Source organism: Maritimimonas sp. 2210JD6-3 (assembly GCF_056591795.1).
The window spans coordinates 1-21,634 of sequence record NZ_JBWQOJ010000021.1 but is presented as its reverse complement, the minus strand read 5'-3'; the positions used below and the strand labels follow the sequence as shown (position 1 = coordinate 21,634).

Genomic DNA, 21,634 nt, shown 5'->3' with positions numbered 1-21,634 from the left:
ATTTAACGATGTGACAATTTATAAAAATTAGTTGAGTTGTTAACTTAATGTTAACAAACGAAAACGTTTTCGTGTTAATAACTTTGTTGCGAAAACGTTTTAGATTTTAATGATTTATTTTTTTAGCTTTTTGAGTAAAATTTTCAATTTCTGAGATCGACAACACTGGATTTGCCCCTTCTTTACTAGCAACCAACGAGCCTACAGCACTCGCAAACGCAAGTGATTGTTGGGGTTTGGCAGATAAAAGTAGTTTATAAATTAACGAAGCTAAAAACGAATCTCCCGCCCCAACGGTATCTTTTACCTTAATTTTATACCCCCCATGCTCATAAAAGTCATTATGTACTAAAAGTGATGCCCCCTTTGCCCCTTTTGTAACACATATTAACCTTGTTTTAGTTTCCTCTGAAAGAAATTGCATCATTTCGCTGATATCTATTGCTTGAAAATTGAGGTACTTGCAAATTTCTATGAGTTCTTCGTCATTTAACTTTATAAAATCAGCTTTTTGCATTAACTGCATTAATAGTTCAAAAGAATAGTGCGGCGGTCTTAGGTTCACATCAAACACTTTAAATGGTGCTACTTCTAAAAGACGGAAAAGTGTCTTTCTAGATATGTCATCCCGACAGACTAAGCTTCCATATATAAAAGCATCTGACTTTTTTACTACTTCGGTAACCTCATTAACGAGTTCAATTTTATCCCATGCTACTGGGTATTTTATTTCATAGGACGCAGACCCTTTTTCGTTTAGTGTAACATTAACAGCTCCTGTTTCGAACACGTCGTCTATTTGAATAGTTTCAATTCTTAATCCGTTAGTCTCAATATAGTTTAGAGCATTTTTACCATTACTATCATTACCAACTCTACTAATTATTTTTGCTTCTGCACCAAAGGAGTTTAAACGTAAGGCTACATTTAAAGGTGCTCCTCCTATATTTTTTCTATCGGGAAACACATCCCATAAAACTTCACCAAAACAAACTATACTTTTCATAACATTTATTAATTAGGGTTTCTTATAAATAATTTGGCTTGCCAAGGCGCAAAAGATATATGATTATCAACCTCTCTATAATTACTTTTTAGCAATCTGAAGTTTTCAAAATTATAATTCCAATTACTTATCGTGTCACTAAAGTTTAAAACAATCAAAAATTCATTTTCATCATCCCAACGCTTATAAGCATATATAGCTTTATTTTCCAAATCTATACATTCATAATTACCATATACTAATGTGTTATACTGCTTTCTTATTGCAATCATACTTCGGTAAAAATTAAGAATTGAATCTTCTCTATCATTTTGCTGAGCTACATTAATTTTATCGAAATTAGAATTTATCTTCAACCAAGGTGTCCCACTTGTAAAGCCAGCATTTATAGAAGTATCCCACTGCACTGGTGTTCTGGCATTATCTCTACTTTGTTTCTGAATATTTTTAAAAAATTCATTAAGATTCTTTCCAGCATTCTTTGCATCTCTCCAAGCGTTGAGCGTTTCGACATCATCATATTCTTTTATCGAATCATAAATAACATTGGTCATTCCTATCTCATCTCCTTGATATATATACACTGTTCCTCTTAAAGTAAGCAATAACATCGCTAGTAATTTTGCAGATTCTTCTCTATAATCTTCATCATTACCAAACCTTGAAACCATTCTGGCAAAATCATGATTTCCTAAAAAGATGCTTCCCCAACCCTTTTGCGCCAATTGATCATCCCAATCACCAAAAACTTTTTTAAATTTTATAAAATCAAAAGGTATTACATCATATTTACCTTCGGGACCCGCTTCCATAAACATGTGATCGAAATGAAAAATCATATTCAATTCGTTTCTATCTTCATGCACGTAATCTAATCCGTTATCTAAATCAATACCTGGTCCTTCACCAACGGTCATACTATCATACTTGCTTAACACCTCTTTATTCATTTCATTTAGGTATTGATGAAGTCTAGGTCCGTTCGCATATACATGCTTTATCGTTTCTTGAAAATCATTTAAGGTCGAATCAGGCAATCCATCGGGTTTAGAAATAACAGAGATCACATCCATTCTAAATCCATCCACTCCTTTCTGAAACCAATAATGCATTACATCACATATTTCTTTTCGAACTTTGGGGTTTTCCCAATTTAAATCTGGTTGTTCTCTAGTAAAAAGATGTAAATAGTATGAATTTGTTTTAGCATCATACGTCCATGCATTACCGCCAAAAAATGACTGCCAATTATTAGGAGGTTTGTTTTTTTCTCCTTCTCTCCAGATATAATAATCTCTATACGGATTATCGTTAGATTTTTGAGATTCTTTAAACCAATAATGCTCAAATGAAGTATGATTCGCAACCAGATCCATTACAAGTTTTAATCCTTTTTGATGCATCTTATCCAGTAGTTCATCAAAATCTGCTGCACTACCAAATTCTGGATTTATTTTTTTATAATCTCTAATATCATACCCATTATCGTAATTAGGAGAATCATAGACAGGGCATAACCATATAACATCTACACCTAAAGATTTTATATAATCTAATTTTTCTATAATTCCTCTAATATCACCTATACCATTACCTGTAGTATCTTTAAAGGATCTAGGATAGATTTGATATACAACACTTTCTTTCCACCACTTTTTATTCATTCACTACTAACTTTTATTATTTACAAGTTTCTTTTCTAAATCTTCTAAAGAAATCCATTTCGTTTCTGGCATTTTAAATATTGCCCATAATAATTGTAACACCATCATAACGGCAAAGAAATGAATATGGTTTGGTGCTATTCCTGAATCTAATATAAAAACTAACTACAATATCCCAATCCAAAATAAGGTTTTCTTTTGTCCGAATCTATCACAAGGTATATTTCCGAAAAGTGCTCCTAGCACTGTTCCCCAAAGTGCCATCGACATAATAAAGGTACCATGAAACAGTGGTGAAGTATTCCATAATTCTTTTATGGGTTGGTTTGCTCCAGAAATGACAACGGTATCAAAACCGAATAAGAATCTGGCAAGCGCTACTGTTATCGACCAATTAAATATTTTATTTTTCATCACTAAAATGTGATTTTAGCTCGTTAGAGGATTAAATTAGTCAATTTTTATAATAATCAAATTCTACTAACCTAAATATGGAAGAACTAATACTTCTTTTAACCTTCGAAAACGTTTTAGTGTTAAAAAGTATTTCGTAAACCATTCACATTAGTTCAGATAACTTCTTTGAAACATTATATTTGTATGTAACTAGCTCTTTAAAAATGAAAAATCTCGGTGTAAAACTATCATTGTATATCAACTATTTTGTATTTGCAATTCTCTTAAATAGTGTAGGAATTGTAATCTTGAAAGCGCAAAAAAATTATGGAGTTGATGAAGTGCAAGCGAGCATATTAGAGGCTTTTAAAGATCTACCCATAGCAATTGTATCTTTTCTAATTGCTTCTTTTTTACCTAGACTAGGCTATAAAAAGGCAATGCTAATAGGGCTTGGTTTAGTAACTTTTGCATGCGTAGCAATGTATTTTGGAAATTCGTTCGATACGGCTAAACTTCTTTTTGCTATTGTAGGAGTTTCCTTTGCCCTGATTAAAGTTTCTGTTTATTCAATGATTGGAATGGTTACTTCTAACGAAAAAGAACATAACAGTTTAATGAGCAGTATTGAAGGTGTATTTATGATTGGGATTGCCTTGGCTTATTTTTTATTTCCAGCCTTTAATAATGAAAGTAACCCTGATTCATGGTTGAATGTGTATTGGTTATTAGCAGGGCTATCAGCGTTATCTTTCTTGTTTTTATTGTTTACAAAATTTGAAAACCCTCCCGAAATTCCTGGGGCAAATTTAGCAGATGATTTTAAGCAGATGTTTGCACTAATGGCTCGAGTTCTTATCATCGTTTTCGTAATTAGTGCTTTTTTGTTTGTAATGATAGAACAAGGCATCATGACGTGGCTACCCTCTTTTAATGATAAAGTATTGCAATTACCTGAAAATATAAGTATTATGATGGCTAGTATTCTTGCTATTTGTTTGGCAATTGGTAGATTAGTAGCGAGTGTTATAACAAAACATATTAACTGGATATGGGTGCTTTCTTTTTGTACTATCTCGGCCATGTTATTGGTAATTTTTGTGCTACCTGAAACTGTAAATGTAACTATCGACGAGATCAACTCACTAAAAGATATTCCTCCCATAGGGTTTGCTTTTCCAATAGTTGGACTCTTTATAGCGCCTATATATCCTTTATTAAATTCTGTAGTTTTAAGTGCTTTACCCAAAAAATTGCATAGCCCTATGACTGGACTCATCGTAGTTTTTTCTGCTTTAGGAGGTACTTTAGGATCGCGAATTATAGGATGGTTATTTAAAAATCAAGGTCCCGAAAATGCATTTTATTATACCCTTATTCCTATGGGAATGTTGTTAATATCCTATTTTATTCTTAAAAAATTAACTACTAAGCATGTTGCTAAAACTTGATATTCACTCTACATTAGCTGCACTCCTTCATCAGGAAGATACCGACGGTGATAAAAAAATCACCACAGAAGATCAAGGTCCAAAATCTTTTTTACTAAGAGATTCAGAAAATAATCAAGAAGTTACAATTGCAGGAACCTATCATCTTTCTAACCTTTTACAAGAACTTATTCTTGCTAAAGAGGCTAATATCAATTATATCAATACTGAATTTATTACCGAAAAACCTATAGTTCGGTTCAAACGCATGATTGAACAGTACTATTGGGATGGACTTACCAGAACCATAGATAAAATAGGATTGCAAAAAGTTTTAACCGATGAAAAATCAGACTCACAAATTCAACGCGTTTATGTGCCTTATCATGATACTATTGCACTGAATTATTATAAGAGTTTACAATCAGATTTTCAGAATCTGGAGATCCTACAATTACCAGAAAAAATTACTCCTGAGTATGTTTCTAGTATCAATGACAAGCCAGGGATTCTTTCCTTAAAATTAGAAGAAAAAAACGGAGAAGTAAAAGGAACTCCTTTTGTGGTTCCTGGAGGACGATTCAATGAGATGTACGGTTGGGATAGCTACTTTGAATCAGTAGGGCTTTTACTCGGCCCAAAAAAGCATTTAGCCAAAGCTATGGCCGATAATTTTCAATACGAAATTGAACAGTATGGTAAAATTTTAAATGCAAATAGAACCTATTATCTTACAAGAACACAACCGCCTTTTTATAGTTCTTTGATCCGTGAAATTTTTGAAGCAAAGGTTGAAGGAGCAGATTTGCTTTGGCTATCTTCTCATTTAAAAACAGCCATAAAAGCATATGAAACGGTGTGGATGGTTCAAGGAAAAAGACTTACCAAAAATGGATTAAACCGTTATTTGGCCGAAGGTATAGGCTTACCTCCTGAAGTAGAAAAAGGGCATTACGATGCTGCTTTAAAACCTTATGCTGAAAAAGCAGGAATGTCAATAGCTGCATATGAAAAAGCATATTATATTAGAGAAATAAAGAATGAAGCCTTAGATGAGTACTTTGTTCATGACCGAAGTGTTCGTGAAAATGGTCATGATACCTCCTATAGACTTGAAGGCAAATGTGCACATCTAAATTGTGTTGAATTGAATACCTTTTTATATAAATATGAAACCGATTTTTCTTATTTGATTAGAACTTATTTTAATGACAATTTCAACACGCAAAACAGCCTCTATTGGGAAGAAAAGGCTGCACAAAGAAAGCGGTTAATGAATCAATTACTGTGGAGTGAAAATGACACTTGCTATTACGATTACGATATTGAAAAACAACAACAAGTACCGTTCATAGCGGCGACTTCTTTAATCCCTTTGTGGGGGAACATTCCAAGTCAAGAACAAGCCAAAATGTTAGTGGCGCATGTTTTACCTAAATTAGTGTGTTTAGGTGGTGTTGCGGGCTGCACAGAAGAAGCACGCGGTGAACTCTCTAAAGATCGTCCTGCCCGTCAATGGGACTATCCTAACGGTTGGGCACCGCATCAAATGATGATTTGGAAAGGTTTATTAAATTATGGATTTGAGAAAGAAGCACAAGAATTGATGTATCGCTGGTTGTGGATGATCACCAAAAATGCGGTTGATTACAACGGTACTATTCCTGAAAAGTATAACGTGGTCTCTGCAACACATAAAGTATTTGCCGAATATGGGAATGTAGGAACGCAATTTGAATATATTACACGTGAAGGTTTTGGCTGGATGAATGCTTCTTATATATATGGACTTAGCTTACTCAATCAAAATCTAAAAGATCAATTAAACGAATTGACACACCCTTATAAACTGTTTAAAAATTAACTCATGGAATACGGATTTCTTTCTATTTTACCACCTGTCGTTGCTATCATTCTAGCGCTACGCACCAAGCAAGTATATATCTCTCTATTATTCGGAATTTGGTTTGCATGGATTATCTTAAGTGACTGGAATTTCTTTACAGGAACCTTAGCTACTATTGAAGCCATGGTAAATGTTTTTAAATCTGCGGGAAATACGAGAACCATCATTTTTAGCGCGCTAGTTGGTGCGCTATTATTATTAATTCAATATTCTAGAGGTATAGAAGGTTTTATCGTTAAATTGAATAAGATCATTCAATATTTTGAAAAAAAAGAAGCTGGGTATAGTCGAATGGTTATTCAATTATTGGCATTGTTGACTGGAGTGCTGTTATTTGTAGAAACTACCATTAGTTCATTGACTGTTGGCACGTTATTTCGTCCCGTATTTGATAAGCTAAAAATACCACGTGAAAAGTTAGCGTATATCGCTGATTCGAGCTCGGCTCCAACTTCCATTTTAATTCCTTTTAATGCATGGGGAGCTTTTATCATGGGTTTGTTAGTAACACAAGGATTAGAAAATCCGTTCGGACTACTACTCTCATCAATCAAGTACAATTTCTACCCTATTCTCGCATTACTAATCCTGTTTTTAACCATTGTCTTTAGAAAAGATATTGGAGGCATGGCAAAAGCCGAAAAACGGACCTTAGAAACAGGTAAGTTAATGAACGACGGTTCAAAACCAATGCTATCAGATACAGTTACTTCACTTGAACCTAAAGAAGGAATTCCGGCAAAAGCCAGAAACATGATCATACCCTTAGCAACCATGGTTTTTTTAATGCCGATCTATTTAGCATATACTGGATGGAATCAAGTAGAAAATTTCTCCTCTTTTTCAGATCATTTATTTCAATCTATAAGTGCAGGTTCTGGCTCTTCAGCAGTGCTATATGCTGTCATAACTGCCATCATCGTTTCATTCGTTTTGTATAAAATTCAAGGTATTATCAGAACCAAAGAAATGGTCGATATTACCTTAAAAGGAATCAGCGAATTAATGCCTTTAGCCTTATTAATGCTATTTGCCTTTGCTATTGGTGACGCCTGTAAAGCCTTAGGCACAGGAGAATTTGTAGCCAATTGGTCAAAAGATTGGTTATCACCCGAATTTTTACCAGCAGTTGTATTTGTCATTAGTTCTTTTATTGCTTTTTCAACAGGTACATCTTGGGGTACTTTTGCTATAATGCTCGCCATTTCAATACCGATGGCCGAAATTCATAGTGCTGAATTGCCATTGATTATTGCGGCAACACTTGGTGGCGGTATTTTTGGTGACCACTGCTCCCCAATTTCAGATACTTCTATTATTTCATCTATGGCTTCAGCCAGTGATCATATAGATCATGTAAAAACACAATTACCCTATGCCTTAATTGGTGGATTAATTACACTAGTATTGTATGTTATTATAGGACTAACTATTATATAAAGTGTACCTTTGTTGAAATTACAATCATCAAAACACAAATCTCAAATAAGCTCCAATTATCATTATATGAAAAAACCTTACGACTTAGAAGAGAGAACTTTTGAATTTGCTAAAAATGTAAGGTTATTTATTAAAAAACTATCAAGTAATATTTCAAACATTGAAGATTCAAAACAGTTGGTTAGGTCTTCTGGATCAGTTGGGGTCAAATTATATTGAAGCAAACGAATCACTAAGTAAAAAAGATTTCATTTTCAGAGTTAAGATAAGTAGAAAAGAGGCTAAAGAAAGTGTATACTGGTTGAAGCTAATCAAGCATACGAATAACTTAGGAAATACAACTGAAGTAGAAAATTTAATTCAAGAAGCAATTGAGCTTAAAAAAATATTTTCATCAATTATTGAAAAATCAAAATAGCTATTTGGAATTTTTAGTCTGTAATTTATTTGTTATTTAAATTTTGAGATTTGAGAATTAAATAAATATGAAGCATAAAGCAGGTTTTGTAAATATTATTGGCAATCCCAACGTTGGCAAATCTACATTGATGAATGCCTTTGTTGGTGAACGTTTATCGATCATTACTTCGAAAGCACAAACAACACGTCATCGTATTTTAGGCATTGTAAATGGTGACGACTTTCAAGTTATTTTTTCTGATACTCCTGGTATTATCAAACCAGCTTATGAATTACAAGCATCGATGATGGATTTCGTAAAGTCGGCTTTTGATGATGCAGATGTACTTGTATATATGGTTGAGATTGGTGAAAAAGATTTAAAAGATGAAGAATTTTTTAAAAAAATAACAGGTATAAATATTCCTGTTTTATTACTTATTAATAAGATTGATAAATCCTCACAAGAACAATTAGTTGAACAGGTTGAATATTGGCAAGAGAAAGTACCCAATGCAGAAGTCTATCCTATTTCGGCATTAGAAAATTTTAACGTTCAAAATATCTTTAATAGGATTATTAAACTACTTCCAGAATCTCCTGCTTTTTATCCTAAGGATCAATTGACAGACAAACCTGAGCGATTTTTCGTCAATGAAGCTATTCGTGAAAAGATTTTAATACACTACAAAAAAGAGATTCCGTATTCAGTCGAAATAGAAACCGAAGAGTTTTTTGAAGAAGAAAAAATCATAAAAATCCGTTCTGTAATTATGGTTGAACGTGATTCTCAAAAAGGTATTATTATTGGTCATAAAGGAGCTGCTTTAAAACGCGTAGGTGCAGAAGCCAGAAAGGATTTAGAACGATTTTTTCAAAAGAAAATATTTATTGAGTTGTATGTTAAAGTCAATAAAGACTGGCGTTCTAATAAGAACCAATTACGTAGATTTGGTTATCAAGAATAAAGTTTCGTCATAGAATTGTTATGAATACCCGTCACATAGTAGTATTATTTTTAGTTCTCTCTTTTAATTTACTCAACGCTCAAGATTCAATTGCTAACAAAAAAATCGATTCTATTAAAGCTGTTATCGATTCTTTACATAAAAGTTTTCCTTTTAAAACTAACGGTAATAATAGTGTCTCTAATGTGCCATTTTTTAAAAGTCCAACTTATAAAAATGTTAAAGACCGTTACTCGGTTAGTAGCGTTCCTAACCCAAAAGATGGCGGCACTGGTTACATTTCAGACCCAAATGATTACTTATCATTAGCAGATGAGCAAAAAATAAATGCACTTTTATGGAATTTAGAACAAAAAACGACAGCGCAAATTGCTATTGTAATGCTACCAAGCATTGCCAATGAAGTACCTAAAAATTTTGCTGTAGCTCTTTTTAAAGCATGGGGAATCGGTCAAGCTGATACTGATAATGGCTTATTGATTTTAACTGTAATGGATCAGCGCCGTACTGAGTTTGAAGTGGGTTACGGACTTGAACCTATTCTAACAGATGTAGTTTGTCATAGAATTGGCACCGATGAAATTGTACCTTATTTCAAACAAGGACAATTTGGTGATGGTATTTTTGCTGCCTTACAGCGTATTCAGCAATTTTTGGAAGACCCGAAGACTATTAATGAAATTTACTCATCGAGTGTGAGTCATGATAGATCTTCTAAAGAAAAATTATTATTAATTATTCCCTTACTAATATATGCATTGATTACTGCCATCCTTTCTATTTGGAAATATGGCGTTGCTTATGATATTGAACGTTCTAAAGACGATTATTACGATAAGTATCATCGTTTAAAAAAGCAAAAGGTTGGTTGCTTAGCTTTTCTGTTCCCTTTGCCTTTGTGGTTTTTTAGCCAAATGGTTCAAAAAAGATTAAAGCAGTATCGATATGCCAAGCGCTTTAGTAAGGTAAATGGTAAAGAACTTATCTTGAAAGATGAATGGGCAGAAAATGCGTATTTAGAAAATCCACAAATTCTTGAAGAAAAAATTAAATCAGTACGATATGATGTATGGGTAACTGAAGATGAAAGTGATATTTTAATCCTTGAATATGAAGGTTCTAGTAGAAAATACACTGACTGTAAAGAGTGTGGTTATAAAACATTTGGTAGAGATAAAACACTTGTTCTTGTCACGGCTACTTATAATAGAAGTGGTAAAAAATTAGAACATTATCAATGTAAAAATTGTCACTACAAAGAAGAAATACTAAAAACTATTCCGCAATTGGTAAAAAGTAGTTCCTCTTCTGGTTCTTCAAGTTTTGGCGGTGGTGGTTCTAGCAGTGGTTCTTCAAGCTTTGGTGGCGGAAGTTCAGGTGGTGGTGGTGCCGGAGTGAGTTGGTAGGGACATACCCTTTTAACTCCATACATCCACAGATTATAACTTCTTAACAGTTACAACCTCACCATTTTTATTTTCTTGCAAAAACATAACAACTGAAAAATCTTTTGAATTAAATCCCTTAGGTTTTTTAAAACTTACGGTTCCTTTTTGATCAACTTTTTCTAACGACTTGAAATCATACACAATATTGTGATAGGTTATATTCTTACCCCAATTCTCCCCTCTCTTTATTGACACCTGCTCTTTGTCTTTTACCAATGCAATATTTAAATCGTAGGTTTTTAAATTTACTTTGGGTAAACTGTAAGTAACATTCAAAGTATGATTATCATCAAAATTTCCATCGAGCACAATTTGATTTCCTCCTAATTTTCTATGTATCACATCAAAAGCTTTAGATTTATGTGACCCTACAAATTCAATAGTGCCGTTAATAATCATTTGAGGAGTGTAGATAGAACTACTCTTAAATTTTTTAGCATAATCGCGTTGTCGATCCGAAAATTTTGCCTGACTAAAGGTATCTTTCCACCCTAATCGATCCCAATAATCAACATGAAAGCTTAACGGAATAACTTTTTCATCCTTATACTTTTCTTTTATCTGTTTTAAAACTTCATCCGCTTTGGGGCAACTACTACAACCCTGTGAAGTAAACAATTCAACCAGTACAATTTTATCTTCATTGTTTTCCTTATTTGAAAACGATACACTCATAACTACTAAAAAAATAATCAAAGAAATTTTAAGACGCATTGCTATAATTTTTATTAAAAGCTATTAGTTAAGACGTACAACTTTCTCTATTTTTACACAAATGCATAATTATTATGAAAATGAAATCACTTTTTAATCAAGACGCTTACGCTGAAATTGAGCATCGAATTAAAAATTTAAATTCAGAAACTTCGGCAACTTGGGGTAAAATGAATGCTGGGCAAATGATGCATCATTGCCAAGGACCTTTGAACATCATGCTCGGGAAAAATCATTACGGATTTAAACCAAATTGGCTCGCTAAAGTGTTTTTTAAGAAATCACTATACAACGATAAGCTTTGGCGCAAAAATTTACCAACAGCCAGAGCTTTACGTGTCAAAGATCAAAGGGATTTTGAAACTGAAAAAACAAAATTAAAAGAACTAATGAGCGAACTATATGCTCAACGCCATAAACAAGAATGGGAACCACATCCAGGATTTGGTTATTTCACCAAAGACCAATGGGGACAAATGCAATACAAACATCTAGATCATCATTTACGTCAATTTGGCGTGTAAACTATTTTACTTTGAAAAATAAACAAGTACTCCTTAAAGAACGCCCAGTTGGATTACCAACAAAAGACACATGGCAGTTAGTTGAAGCTGAAACTCAAGAACCTGGTCAAGGTGAGCTTTTGGTACAATGTGAATACATTTCACTCGATCCCGCGATGCGTGGGTGGCTTGATGATAGGCGTTCGTATATTCCTCCTGTGCAAATTGATGAAGTAATGCGTGCTGGTGGTGTTGGTAAAGTAATCGAATCAAAGCATCCAGATTTTAATGTAGGTGATTTTGTTTATGGGCAAACTGGTGTACAACAATATGTAATTTCAAACGGAAAAGGGTATCACAAAATCGATCCTAATCTTGCTCCATTACCTATGTACACTGGCACGTTGGGTATGACGGGTATGACTGCTTATTTCGGAATTCTAGAAGTAGGTGAACTTAAAGAAGGAGACCATGTATTTGTTTCTGGCGCTGCAGGAGCTGTGGGTAGTATCGTTGGACAAATCGCAAAAATTAAAAATTGTACTGTAATTGGTATCGCAGGCGGACCTGAAAAATGTAAATATCTAGTTGAAGAACTCGGTTTTGATACTGCTATTGACTATAAAAATGACAATATTGCTACCAAATTAAAGGAATACTTTCCTAAAGGGATTGATGTATATTTTGATAATGTTGGTGGTGATATTTTAGAATTGGCATTAAGCAGATTGGCAATGCATGCACGTATCGTGATTTGTGGTGCAATTTCTCAATATAATAATACCAAACCTGTAAAAGGGCCTTCAAATTACCTGTCGTTATTGGTAAATCGTGCCTCTATGAAAGGGATGGTAGTTTTTGATTATGCCAAAGATTATCAAAAAGCTGCGATGCAAATGGGAGAATGGATGCAACAAGGCAAATTAAAATCGAAAGAAGATGTGTATGAAGGCATTGAAAACTTTTATGATACTTTCTTACGATTGTTTTCAGGCGAAAAACTAGGGAAATTGGTATTAAAAGTGAGTGAATAATTGTTAATCATGTCATTCTGGACTAGATCCGGAATCCATTAATATCAATAGATTCCTGCCTCGCAGGAATAATTTATACTAAACGTCTTCGTGAATCGTGAGAAATATAGGATGTGGAAGTCTTTAAAAACATTAGATTACCACGTTTTTCTTTGTTGCTTTCGCAATATCAAATCTGCTTAGCTACTACTGCTTTGTGTCATCCTGAACTTGATTCATGATCCATGTACAAGAAGTCAATCAAACCAATCTCGAGATAAATCATTCCAATCCTTATTGTCATCTTCAATAAGGTCAATTTTCCACTGGCGTCTCCAACTTTTTAATTGTTTTTCTCTTTTGATTGCATCATTAACATACTGAAATTGTTCAAAGTACACCAATATATTAAGACCATACTTCTTGGCAAACCCTTCAACAAGTTTATGTTTATGTTCAAAACATTCTTCTCTCTAAGTTATTGGTCATACCAATGTATAACGTACCATTCGTCATATTAGACAAAATGTATACATAATATTGATGTTGCAACTTCATATCGCGATGGATTCCAAATCAAGTTTGGAATGACAAGTTAAATTAAACGTTTAACCTCCTCAAAATCCAAGCCACCATAATTACCCGAACTCATTAATAGCAGTGCCGTATTTTCTAGACTTTGAGAAAATAAAAATTCTTTAAATTTAGTTGGATCTGTATAAATGATAAGGTCATCTCGCTCAAAAGCATTAGCAATTTGTTCTGCAGAAACTTTTTCTAATTTCTTAATTTCAACAGCATGTGGTGAATAAAAAACTACTGCCTCATCGGCGGCATCTAAAGCACCTTTATATTCTTTTAAAAATTCAGCATTTAAGCTACTATAGGTATGCAATTCTAAACAAGCCAGAATGGTTCTTTCGTTATACTGTTCTTTAACTGCTTTAGTTGTTGCTTCAACCTTACTTGGTGAATGTGCAAAATCTTTAAAAATAACCGTAGTGTTATTTTCAGCTATCTTTTCTAAACGTTTACTGGCTCCTTTAAAACTGGCAATCGCTTCATAAAAATCGTCTTCATCCACGCCCATGTGCTGGCAAATCCATTTTGCCCCAGACAAGTTTTGTAAATTATGCTTTCCAAAAATCTCTAATGGCAATTTCCCATCAGAAGTATCTAAAAAAGTAATTCCGTTTTCGATAGTATAATCAGGTGTTTTATAAGGATATCTTTTAATGTGATTAGTGCTTTCCTCTACCACTTTTTTAACCTCAACATCTTCTTCATTATATATCATGGCGCCTCCGTTGGTTATGGAGTCAACAAATATTTTGAACTGCTCAACATAATTTTCATAGGTAGAGAATACATTAATATGATCCCAAGCGATACCACTCAGCAAGGCAATATTGGGCTTGTATAAGTGAAACTTTGGTCGTCGATCAATCGGTGAGCTCAAATATTCATCACCTTCTAAAACGATGAATTCATTATCCTCGGTAAGATGCACCATAGTATCAAAACCTTCTAACTGCGCACCTACCATATAATCTACTTCCTTTTCATGATAATGTAACACATGTAAAATCATAGAGGTAATCGAAGTTTTACCATGTGAACCACCAATCACAACTCTTGTTTTGTCTTTTGATTGTTCGTATAAAAACTCTGGGTAGGAATAGATTTTCAATCCTAATTCTTGCGCTTTTAACAATTCTGGATTATCCTCCTTTGCATGCATCCCTAAAATAATAGCATCTAAATCACTTGTAATCTTTTCAGGAAACCAACCAAAAGTATCTGGTAACAAGCCTTTCGCTTTCAAACGAGATTTAGAAGGATCATGTATGGTATCATCACTACCCGTAATTTGGTATCCTTTTTGGTATAATGCTAAAGCTAGGTTGTGCATAGCAGCACCTCCAATGGCAATAAAATGTATATTCATTTAAATAATATTACGTCATAACGAGCAAAGCGTAGCTATCTCATTAACAGATTGCTTCACTTCGTTCACAATGACGATTAGATCATCCAAAAATACGAAAAGAGTACACAATAAAATTGGTATCTTTAATCCAAACTCAATCAAAACAACCAATGACTTTAAAAAAAGACACAATCACTCATTTTTGATTGCGATTCTACAGAATTTAAGAGTTATTTGGTAAATAAATAGTAAACTATGCAAAAATCAATCACCATAACATTAATGACGCTATTGTTTTCATTATTCGCAAATGCCCAATCAAATACATTTGATAATTTTCAAAAAGAATGGTCGGTAGTTGAGCAATTTGAATTAAAAGGGCTACCGAAATCTGCCTTAGCGGAAGTTGAAAAAATTTATAAAAAAGCAAAGAAAAAGAAAAATCATCCGCAGATCATCAAATCGTTGCTCTATAAATCAAAATTTTCCTTAGCGCTAGAAGAAGATGCGCAGCTAAAAATAATTAATAAACTTAAAAAGGAAATTACTGAAAACAAATTCCCTACAAAAAATATCTTGGAAAGTATTTTGGCTGATCTCTACTGGCAATATTTTCAACAAAACAGATGGAAATTTTATAATCGCACGAATACTGCTGAAAAAGTTGATTCAGAAGATTTTAGAACATGGGACCTACAAACGCTATTTGAAGAAATACATCTATATTATCAAAAGTCTTTAGAAGATGCTTTACTACTTCAAAAAATATATTTAGGAACTTATGGTTCAATTTTAAGTCCGCAGCAAGGTTCTATAAAATTAAGACCAACGCTCTATGATTTCCTAGCACATAGAGCTATTAATTTTTATAGAACAAATGAACGAAACTTACAACGCCCAGCTTATAAATTCGAACTAGAAAGTAAAGAATTATTAGCCGATAATCAAATTTTTATAAAGCAAGAATTAGTTTCAAAAGATAGTCTATCACAACAATTACATGCTTTAAAACTATATAAGAATCTCACACTATTTCATCTAAAAGATGAACAACCAGATGCATTGGTTGATCTTACTTTACAGCGATTAGACTTTGTTAAGGCTAATGTTATTTTTAAAGATAAAGAAGAACATTATTTAAATACTTTAAAAGCGCTTTTCGACAACTATAAAGACCAAGAAATTTCAACAGAAATAGCTTATAGAATTAGTTTAGCGTTAACACAAAAAGCTACAACATATATTCCTCTAAAAAAAGAAGAAAATCGTTGGCTCAATAAAGAAGCCTTAGAGCTTTGTGAAAAAGTAATTACTAAGTTTCCAAAGTCATTCGGAGCAAGAAAATGTAAAAATCTACAACAACAAATTCTCAGTAAAAGCTTAAGTATTACTAATGAACGATTTGTTCCTATTGAAAAACCTTCGAGACTATTGATAAGTTATAAAAATATAGATCAGCTATATTTCAAAGCATATCAGATTACCAAAAAAGAGAAAAAAGCATTTGATGAGATCTACAATGATTCTACAAAAGTAGCTTTCATTAACAAGTTAAAGCTATCTCAGAGTTGGAGCGCAAAACTTAACGATGAAAAAGATTATCAGATGCATAAAACAGAAGTTGTTGTTCCTAAACTAGAGCAAGGGTATTACCTACTTATAGGCACATCTCATGACGCACTTGATAAAGATGAGGTATTTGGATACAGCTTTTTACAAGTAACCAATTTTGCATTAATAGACAATTCTAAATACGGCACATATACCTATCAAATAGTAGATCGCAATACCGGAAAACCAGTACCAAATGCCACAGTGCATATTAAAAATTATAATACCGATAGATACAACAAGCCGTATGAGAATACCTTAACAACAAATGATAAAGGGTTTGTTTCGTTTAGAGTAAACCAACGTTATAGTCATATAGTTGTTACTGTAACTAAAGGTAAAGAAAAAGCTTTTTTTGGGGATTATTATTTAAGTAAAGGCTATAAACCCAAATATGACAATAGCACACAATCTCGAATTTTTTTGTTTACAGATAGAAGCATCTACAGGCCTGGTCAAAATGTTCATTTTAAAGGAATTGCCATAGCTATGAAAGCGAATAAGTCAGAAGTTATAACAAATAAAAAAGTACTTGTTACGCTTAAAGATGTAAACTATCAAGTTGTAAAAACTTTAGAACTAAATACCAATGAATTTGGTTCATTTAGTGGTGAATTTGTACTGCCTAACACAGGGTTGACTGGTAATTTTTATATAGAAGCAACTGGTAGCTTTGGTTTACTAAGTAGAAATATGCGAGGAAGTACATATATCGCTGTTGAGGAATATAAACGTCCAAAATTTGAAACTGAATTTAAACCCGTTGCAGAGACCTATCGAATAAATGATAGTGTAACAGTCAAAGGTTTTGCGAAGGCTTTCGCCGGAAGTAACATTACGGATGCTAAGGTTAGTTACAGAGTATATCGTACTGCACAATATCCGAGGTGGTACTGGCACTACCGTCCACAAATTTCTTCTGAGAGTCAGGAAATTTCACATGGTGAAACAACTACAGACGCAGAAGGAAATTTTGAAATCGTTTTTAAAGCATTAGCTGATCTCAGTATAAGTCCATCAACACAGCCTACCTTTAATTATAGGATTACTGCTGATATTACAGATATAAATGGTGAAACACGAAGCACAGAAACCACTGTAAATGTGGGCTATCATGCCTTAGCTATTTCGATAGCAATACCAGAAAAGTTAGATAAAGCCAAGAATCATACGCTAGCACTTACTACCAATAATTTAAATGGAGCGTTTGTACCTACGAAAGGAATCTTAAAAATTTACAAACTCAAAGCACCTTCAACGGTATTGAGAAAAAGACCTTGGGCGGCACCCGATTATCAAACTATTGTTGAAGAGGAGTTTAAAAAACTATTCCCACATGATGCATATACAGATGAGGATAACATAGAAAAATGGGAAAAAGGCGAACTGGTTTTCGAAACAAATATAGACACAGAAAAATCGAAGGAAGTTGATCTTAACTATATTTCAAAATGGCTTTCTGGAAAGTATATTGCAGAATTTGTTTGTGCAGATAAGTTTGATCAGGAAGTGAGAGATGAAGTTCGGTTTGATGTCTTTGGTTCTAAGGATAAACAGGTAGCAGACAATCAATTGTTCTTTATCAAAACAAATAAGGACAGCTATAAGCCTGACGATTATGTTCGGGTGACCTTAGGATCAGCTTCAAAAGATGTGTATGTAACCTTACAGGTTGATAAGAACTACACCACTGTTGATACGCAAGTCATTCATTTATCGAATGAAATGAAAACCGTTTCTATTCCTGTGAAAGAAAAAGACAGAGGAGGCTTTGCCATTCAATACCAATTGGTGAATCACAATGCTTTTAAAAGCGGAGTATTACCTATTTCTGTTCCCTATCCAAAACATGAATTGCAAATTGAGACTTCAACGTTTAGGGATAAATTACAACCTGGACAAGATGAAACATGGAGTTTTAAGATCAAAGGAAGTAAAGGTGATCAAGTGGCTGCTGAAGTATTGGCTTCTATGTATGATGCTTCTTTAGATCAGTTTAGAGGACATAATTGGTACCTAAATGCATTGAACTATCGCTACTATTATCCTTATAATTCGAGCAATGCCAACTATAGTTTTGGTACTACAAACTTCAATATTTATAATATTCATAATCGCTATTACGGATTTGGCCAACAAGGATATGATCAATTGAATTGGTTCGGATTTTCATTTGGAAATAGTTACTGGATGAATAACCAATATTTAAAAAATATAAAAAGAAAATATAATCTAAGTTTTAAATCAGGCTCAAGTTTTGATAAGAATAAACCTAGGGGTATTATATCAGGAAAAGTTTTTGACGATAGTGGAGTTTTACCCGGTGTAAGTATATTGATCAAAGGAACAATAACTGGAACAGAAACCGATTTTGATGGAAATTACTCAATAGAAGCTAAAAAAGGTGATATTCTTGTTTTCACTTTTGTGGGAATGGAGCCCGTTGAAATTACAATAGGTAATGATAATATTTTTAACGTTGTTCTCGAGTCTAGTGCACAATTAGATGAAGTAGTCGTAACTGGGTATGGGACATCTAAGCGCAAAAGACAAAAACTAGAAAGAAGTGCTGCTCCTATACAAGCTTTAGAAAGCAAAGTTGCTGGAGTTCAAGTTGAAAATGAAATGGCTGAAGAAGATTTGGCTTTGGCAGACACGAAAGAGGTTTCTAAAACGGATCTTAAAAAAGCCGACCTAAAAGGCATCTTAGCTCGCAAAAACCTACAAGAAACGGCTTTTTTCTATCCCCATTTAACAACAGATACAAAAGGAAACGTGAGTATTAACTTTACGATTCCTGAGAGTTTAACCCGTTGGAAATTGCAACTCTTAGCACATACTAAAGATTTGCAAACGGCTACGCAACAATTAACAACAGTTACACAAAAAGAATTGATGGTATTGCCAAATCCACCACGGTTTTTTAGAGAAGGTGATCGTATTGTGTTTGCTTCGAAAATTGCCAATCTTTCTGATAAAAAATTAGAAGGTGTTAGCGAATTACAATTCTATGACGCTTTAACTAATAAACCTATTGATAGCAAATTAGGTAATTCAGACAATCAAAGAGCATTTATCATTGATGCCAAAGGGAATGCCAATGTAAGCTGGAGCTTGCAAATACCAGACGATGTACAAGCTGTAAAATACAAAATCGTTGCCATAGCAGGTGATTTTACCGATGGTGAAGAAAATGCCTTACCTATTTTATCAAACAGAATGTTAGTGACTGAGACCTTACCTGTGTGGTTACGTTCTGGGCAAACGAAGACATTCTCTTTAGATAAATTGAAAAATAATACTTCATCTACGTTGAAGAATCATAATTTAACATTGGAGGTTACTTCCAACCCAGCCTGGTATGCGGTACAAGCATTACCCTATTTAATGGAATATCCGTACGAATGTGCTGAGCAAACATTCTCTAGGTACTATGCAAATGCCTTGGGTAGTCATATTGCGAATTCAAATCCGAGAATTCAAGAAGTTTTTAAGCAGTGGAAATCAAGCGATGCTTTACTTTCTAATTTAGAGAAAAATCAAGAGTTAAAGTCATTATTAATTCAAGAAACACCTTGGGTACGTGATGCACAATCGGAGACTGAACAGAAAAAACGTATTGCTTTATTATTCGACCTTAACAAAATGAATAATGAACTATCCTCAGCATTACGAAAGCTACAACAAATGCAGATGAGCAATGGTGGTTTTCCATGGTTTAAAGGTGCACGTTACCCTAATCGATATATTACTCAGCATATCGCCTCTGGCTTTGGTCACTTAAGAAAATTAAATGTCATTTCGAACGAACGTGAGAAATCTATACTTCAAAAAGCAGTGAAATTTTTAGACGATGAAATTTTAGAAGACTACCGCAAGCTAGAAAAACAAGCAAAACGCATCCGCGAAAGTGCTAAAAACAAAACAGAAGGCATTAAAAAAGAAGCAGAATTCTGGAAACAAAATCATACAGGTAATTATCAGATTCAGTATTTGTATATGCGAAGTTTCTATAAAGACATTGCCATGAACGACAATGTTCAAAAAGCAGCTGATTACTATACAAATCAGGCATATACATTCTGGTTAGACCGAAACCTATATACCAAAGGTATGATTGCCTTAATTGCAAAGCGCAATGTTAATGCGGTTGCAACTAAAATCTTGGCATCATTACAAGAAAATGCTATTACGAGTGAAGAACTAGGCATGTATTGGAAAGAAAATACGGCTAGCTGGTATTGGTACCAAGCGCCTATTGAAACACAAGCGTTGTTAATTGAAGCGTTTAGTGAAATTTCTGGCGACACCAAAGTGGTCGATGAATTAAAAGTTTGGCTATTAAAAAATAAACAAACCAATAGATGGAAAACCACAAAAGCAACCACAGAAGCAGTATATGCATTATTATTGCAAGGGTCAAACTGGCTAGAAGTAACAGATTTTGTGGAGGTGAAAATTGGTACAGAAAAAATTGATCCGCTAGCGTTAGAAAATACTAAAGTAGAAGCTGGTACGGGTTATTTTAAAACCTCTTGGAAAGGCAATGAAATACAACCTGAAATGGCAACAATAAAACTCTCTAAAAACTCAGATGGTATTGCTTGGGGTGCTTTGTACTGGCAATATTTTGAGGATTTGGATAAAATTACCTCGGCGGAAACACCTTTAAAATTAAAGAAAAAGCTCTTCTTGAAAAAGAACACAGACAAAGGTGAAGAGCTATCTGAAATCGTTTCAACTACAGATTTAAATTTAGGCGATTTGGTGCGTGTGCGTATAGAATTACGTGTAGATAGAGCGATGGAGTTTATACATATGAAAGATATGCGTGCTGCAGGATTTGAACCTGTAAATGTATTATCGCAATACAAATGGCAAGATGGTTTAGGGTATTACGAAAGTACGAAGGATGCTGCTACCAATTTCTTCTTTGATTATTTACCGAAAGGCGTATATGTATTTGAGTATGATTTACGTGTAAATAACAAAGGTGATTTCTCAAATGGCATTACCACCATACAAAGTATGTATGCTCCAGAATTTAGTAGTCATAGTGAAGGGGTACGAGTTAAAGTTGATTAGCTAACGTCATTAATGACAAATTAGAACGTCATTACGAGGAGTGAAATGACGAAGTAATCTGCCAAAACAGAATTCAAATTAAGCAGATTGCCACGCTACACTCGCATTGACGAATTAGAAC

At 33.7% G+C, this 21,634-nt stretch carries 15 protein-coding genes and 1 pseudogene; 9 read left to right on the top strand and 7 right to left on the bottom strand.

All coding sequences use genetic code 11. The features are described from left to right. Nucleotides 1-106: 106 nt before the first annotated feature. The 3 genes and pseudogenes from AC1EUY_RS09970 to AC1EUY_RS09960 form a co-directional block, all read right to left on the bottom strand. Entirely contained in the window at nucleotides 107-1,006 is a 900-nt protein-coding gene (locus AC1EUY_RS09970) for a carbohydrate kinase family protein (RefSeq protein WP_480195383.1), read from the bottom strand. 8 nt (nucleotides 1,007-1,014) lie between these two features. Further along, nucleotides 1,015-2,670 (bottom strand): glycoside hydrolase family 13 protein, encoded by a 1,656-nt coding sequence (locus tag AC1EUY_RS09965; RefSeq protein WP_480195382.1) that lies wholly within the window; start codon nucleotides 2,668-2,670, stop codon nucleotides 1,015-1,017. Nucleotides 2,671-2,838: 168 nt separating this feature from the next. Beyond that, nucleotides 2,839-3,084: pseudogene (locus tag AC1EUY_RS09960) on the bottom strand (MFS transporter); the annotation flags it as partial. A 206-nt stretch (nucleotides 3,085-3,290) separates the two neighbouring features. On the opposite strand from AC1EUY_RS09960, the gene AC1EUY_RS09955 reads away from it, so the two are divergent. The 6 genes from AC1EUY_RS09955 to AC1EUY_RS09930 all read left to right on the top strand — a co-directional run bounded on the left by AC1EUY_RS09955 (nucleotide 3,291) and on the right by AC1EUY_RS09930 (nucleotide 10,615). Continuing rightward, a complete protein-coding gene (locus tag AC1EUY_RS09955; protein WP_480195381.1) occupies nucleotides 3,291-4,517 on the top strand; it encodes an MFS transporter in 1,227 nt (408 codons plus the stop codon). Then, nucleotides 4,501-6,360 carry a trehalase family glycosidase gene (locus tag AC1EUY_RS09950; RefSeq protein WP_480195380.1) on the top strand — a complete coding sequence of 620 codons (1,860 nt, stop codon included), beginning with the start codon at nucleotides 4,501-4,503 and terminating at the stop codon, nucleotides 6,358-6,360. Before AC1EUY_RS09955 ends, AC1EUY_RS09950 begins: the two co-directional genes overlap by 17 nt. Nucleotides 6,361-6,363: 3 nt before the next feature. Next, a complete protein-coding gene (locus tag AC1EUY_RS09945; protein ID WP_480195379.1) occupies nucleotides 6,364-7,842 on the top strand; it encodes a Na+/H+ antiporter NhaC family protein in 1,479 nt (492 codons plus the stop codon). Nucleotides 7,843-8,002: 160 nt separating this feature from the next. Further along, nucleotides 8,003-8,260 carry a four helix bundle protein gene (locus AC1EUY_RS09940; RefSeq protein ID WP_480195378.1) on the top strand — a complete coding sequence of 86 codons (258 nt, stop codon included), beginning with the start codon at nucleotides 8,003-8,005 and terminating at the stop codon, nucleotides 8,258-8,260. Nucleotides 8,261-8,327: 67 nt separating this feature from the next. Continuing rightward, the gene (gene era, locus AC1EUY_RS09935) at nucleotides 8,328-9,209 is read left to right on the top strand and encodes a GTPase Era (RefSeq protein WP_480195377.1); all 882 of its coding nucleotides are present in this window, start codon (nucleotides 8,328-8,330) and stop codon (nucleotides 9,207-9,209) included. A gap of 20 nt (nucleotides 9,210-9,229) precedes the next feature. Then, a complete protein-coding gene (locus AC1EUY_RS09930; RefSeq protein ID WP_480195376.1) occupies nucleotides 9,230-10,615 on the top strand; it encodes a TPM domain-containing protein in 1,386 nt (461 codons plus the stop codon). Nucleotides 10,616-10,648: 33 nt separating this feature from the next. Here the strand turns inward: AC1EUY_RS09930 and AC1EUY_RS09925 are convergent, their stop codons facing one another. Beyond that, nucleotides 10,649-11,371 (bottom strand): DUF1223 domain-containing protein, encoded by a 723-nt coding sequence (locus tag AC1EUY_RS09925; RefSeq protein WP_480195375.1) that lies wholly within the window; start codon nucleotides 11,369-11,371, stop codon nucleotides 10,649-10,651. An 80-nt stretch (nucleotides 11,372-11,451) separates the two neighbouring features. Here AC1EUY_RS09925 and AC1EUY_RS09920 point away from each other — a divergent pair, with 80 nt between their 5' ends. Both AC1EUY_RS09920 and AC1EUY_RS09915 read left to right on the top strand, forming a co-directional pair. Then, nucleotides 11,452-11,895 carry a DUF1569 domain-containing protein gene (locus tag AC1EUY_RS09920; protein ID WP_480195374.1) on the top strand — a complete coding sequence of 148 codons (444 nt, stop codon included), beginning with the start codon at nucleotides 11,452-11,454 and terminating at the stop codon, nucleotides 11,893-11,895. A gap of 11 nt (nucleotides 11,896-11,906) precedes the next feature. Next, nucleotides 11,907-12,908 carry an NADP-dependent oxidoreductase gene (locus AC1EUY_RS09915; protein ID WP_480195373.1) on the top strand — a complete coding sequence of 334 codons (1,002 nt, stop codon included), beginning with the start codon at nucleotides 11,907-11,909 and terminating at the stop codon, nucleotides 12,906-12,908. A 236-nt stretch (nucleotides 12,909-13,144) separates the two neighbouring features. Here AC1EUY_RS09915 and AC1EUY_RS09910 read toward each other — a convergent pair whose 3' ends face one another. The 3 genes from AC1EUY_RS09910 to AC1EUY_RS09900 all read right to left on the bottom strand — a co-directional run bounded on the left by AC1EUY_RS09910 (nucleotide 13,145) and on the right by AC1EUY_RS09900 (nucleotide 14,835). Then, on the bottom strand, nucleotides 13,145-13,288 hold the full coding sequence (locus AC1EUY_RS09910) for a GIY-YIG nuclease family protein (protein WP_480195372.1): 144 nt from the start codon (nucleotides 13,286-13,288) through the stop codon (nucleotides 13,145-13,147). A 55-nt stretch (nucleotides 13,289-13,343) separates the two neighbouring features. Further along, nucleotides 13,344-13,403 (bottom strand): hypothetical protein, encoded by a 60-nt coding sequence (locus AC1EUY_RS09905; RefSeq protein WP_480195413.1) that lies wholly within the window; start codon nucleotides 13,401-13,403, stop codon nucleotides 13,344-13,346. Between the two features lie 79 nt (nucleotides 13,404-13,482). After that, nucleotides 13,483-14,835: a UDP-N-acetylmuramate--L-alanine ligase gene (locus AC1EUY_RS09900; protein ID WP_480195371.1), complete on the bottom strand. Its 1,353-nt coding sequence runs from the start codon at nucleotides 14,833-14,835 to the stop codon at nucleotides 13,483-13,485. Between the two features lie 237 nt (nucleotides 14,836-15,072). On the opposite strand from AC1EUY_RS09900, the gene AC1EUY_RS09895 reads away from it, so the two are divergent. After that, entirely contained in the window at nucleotides 15,073-21,513 is a 6,441-nt protein-coding gene (locus AC1EUY_RS09895; protein WP_480195370.1) for an alpha-2-macroglobulin family protein, read from the top strand. Nucleotides 21,514-21,634 lie beyond the last annotated feature (121 nt).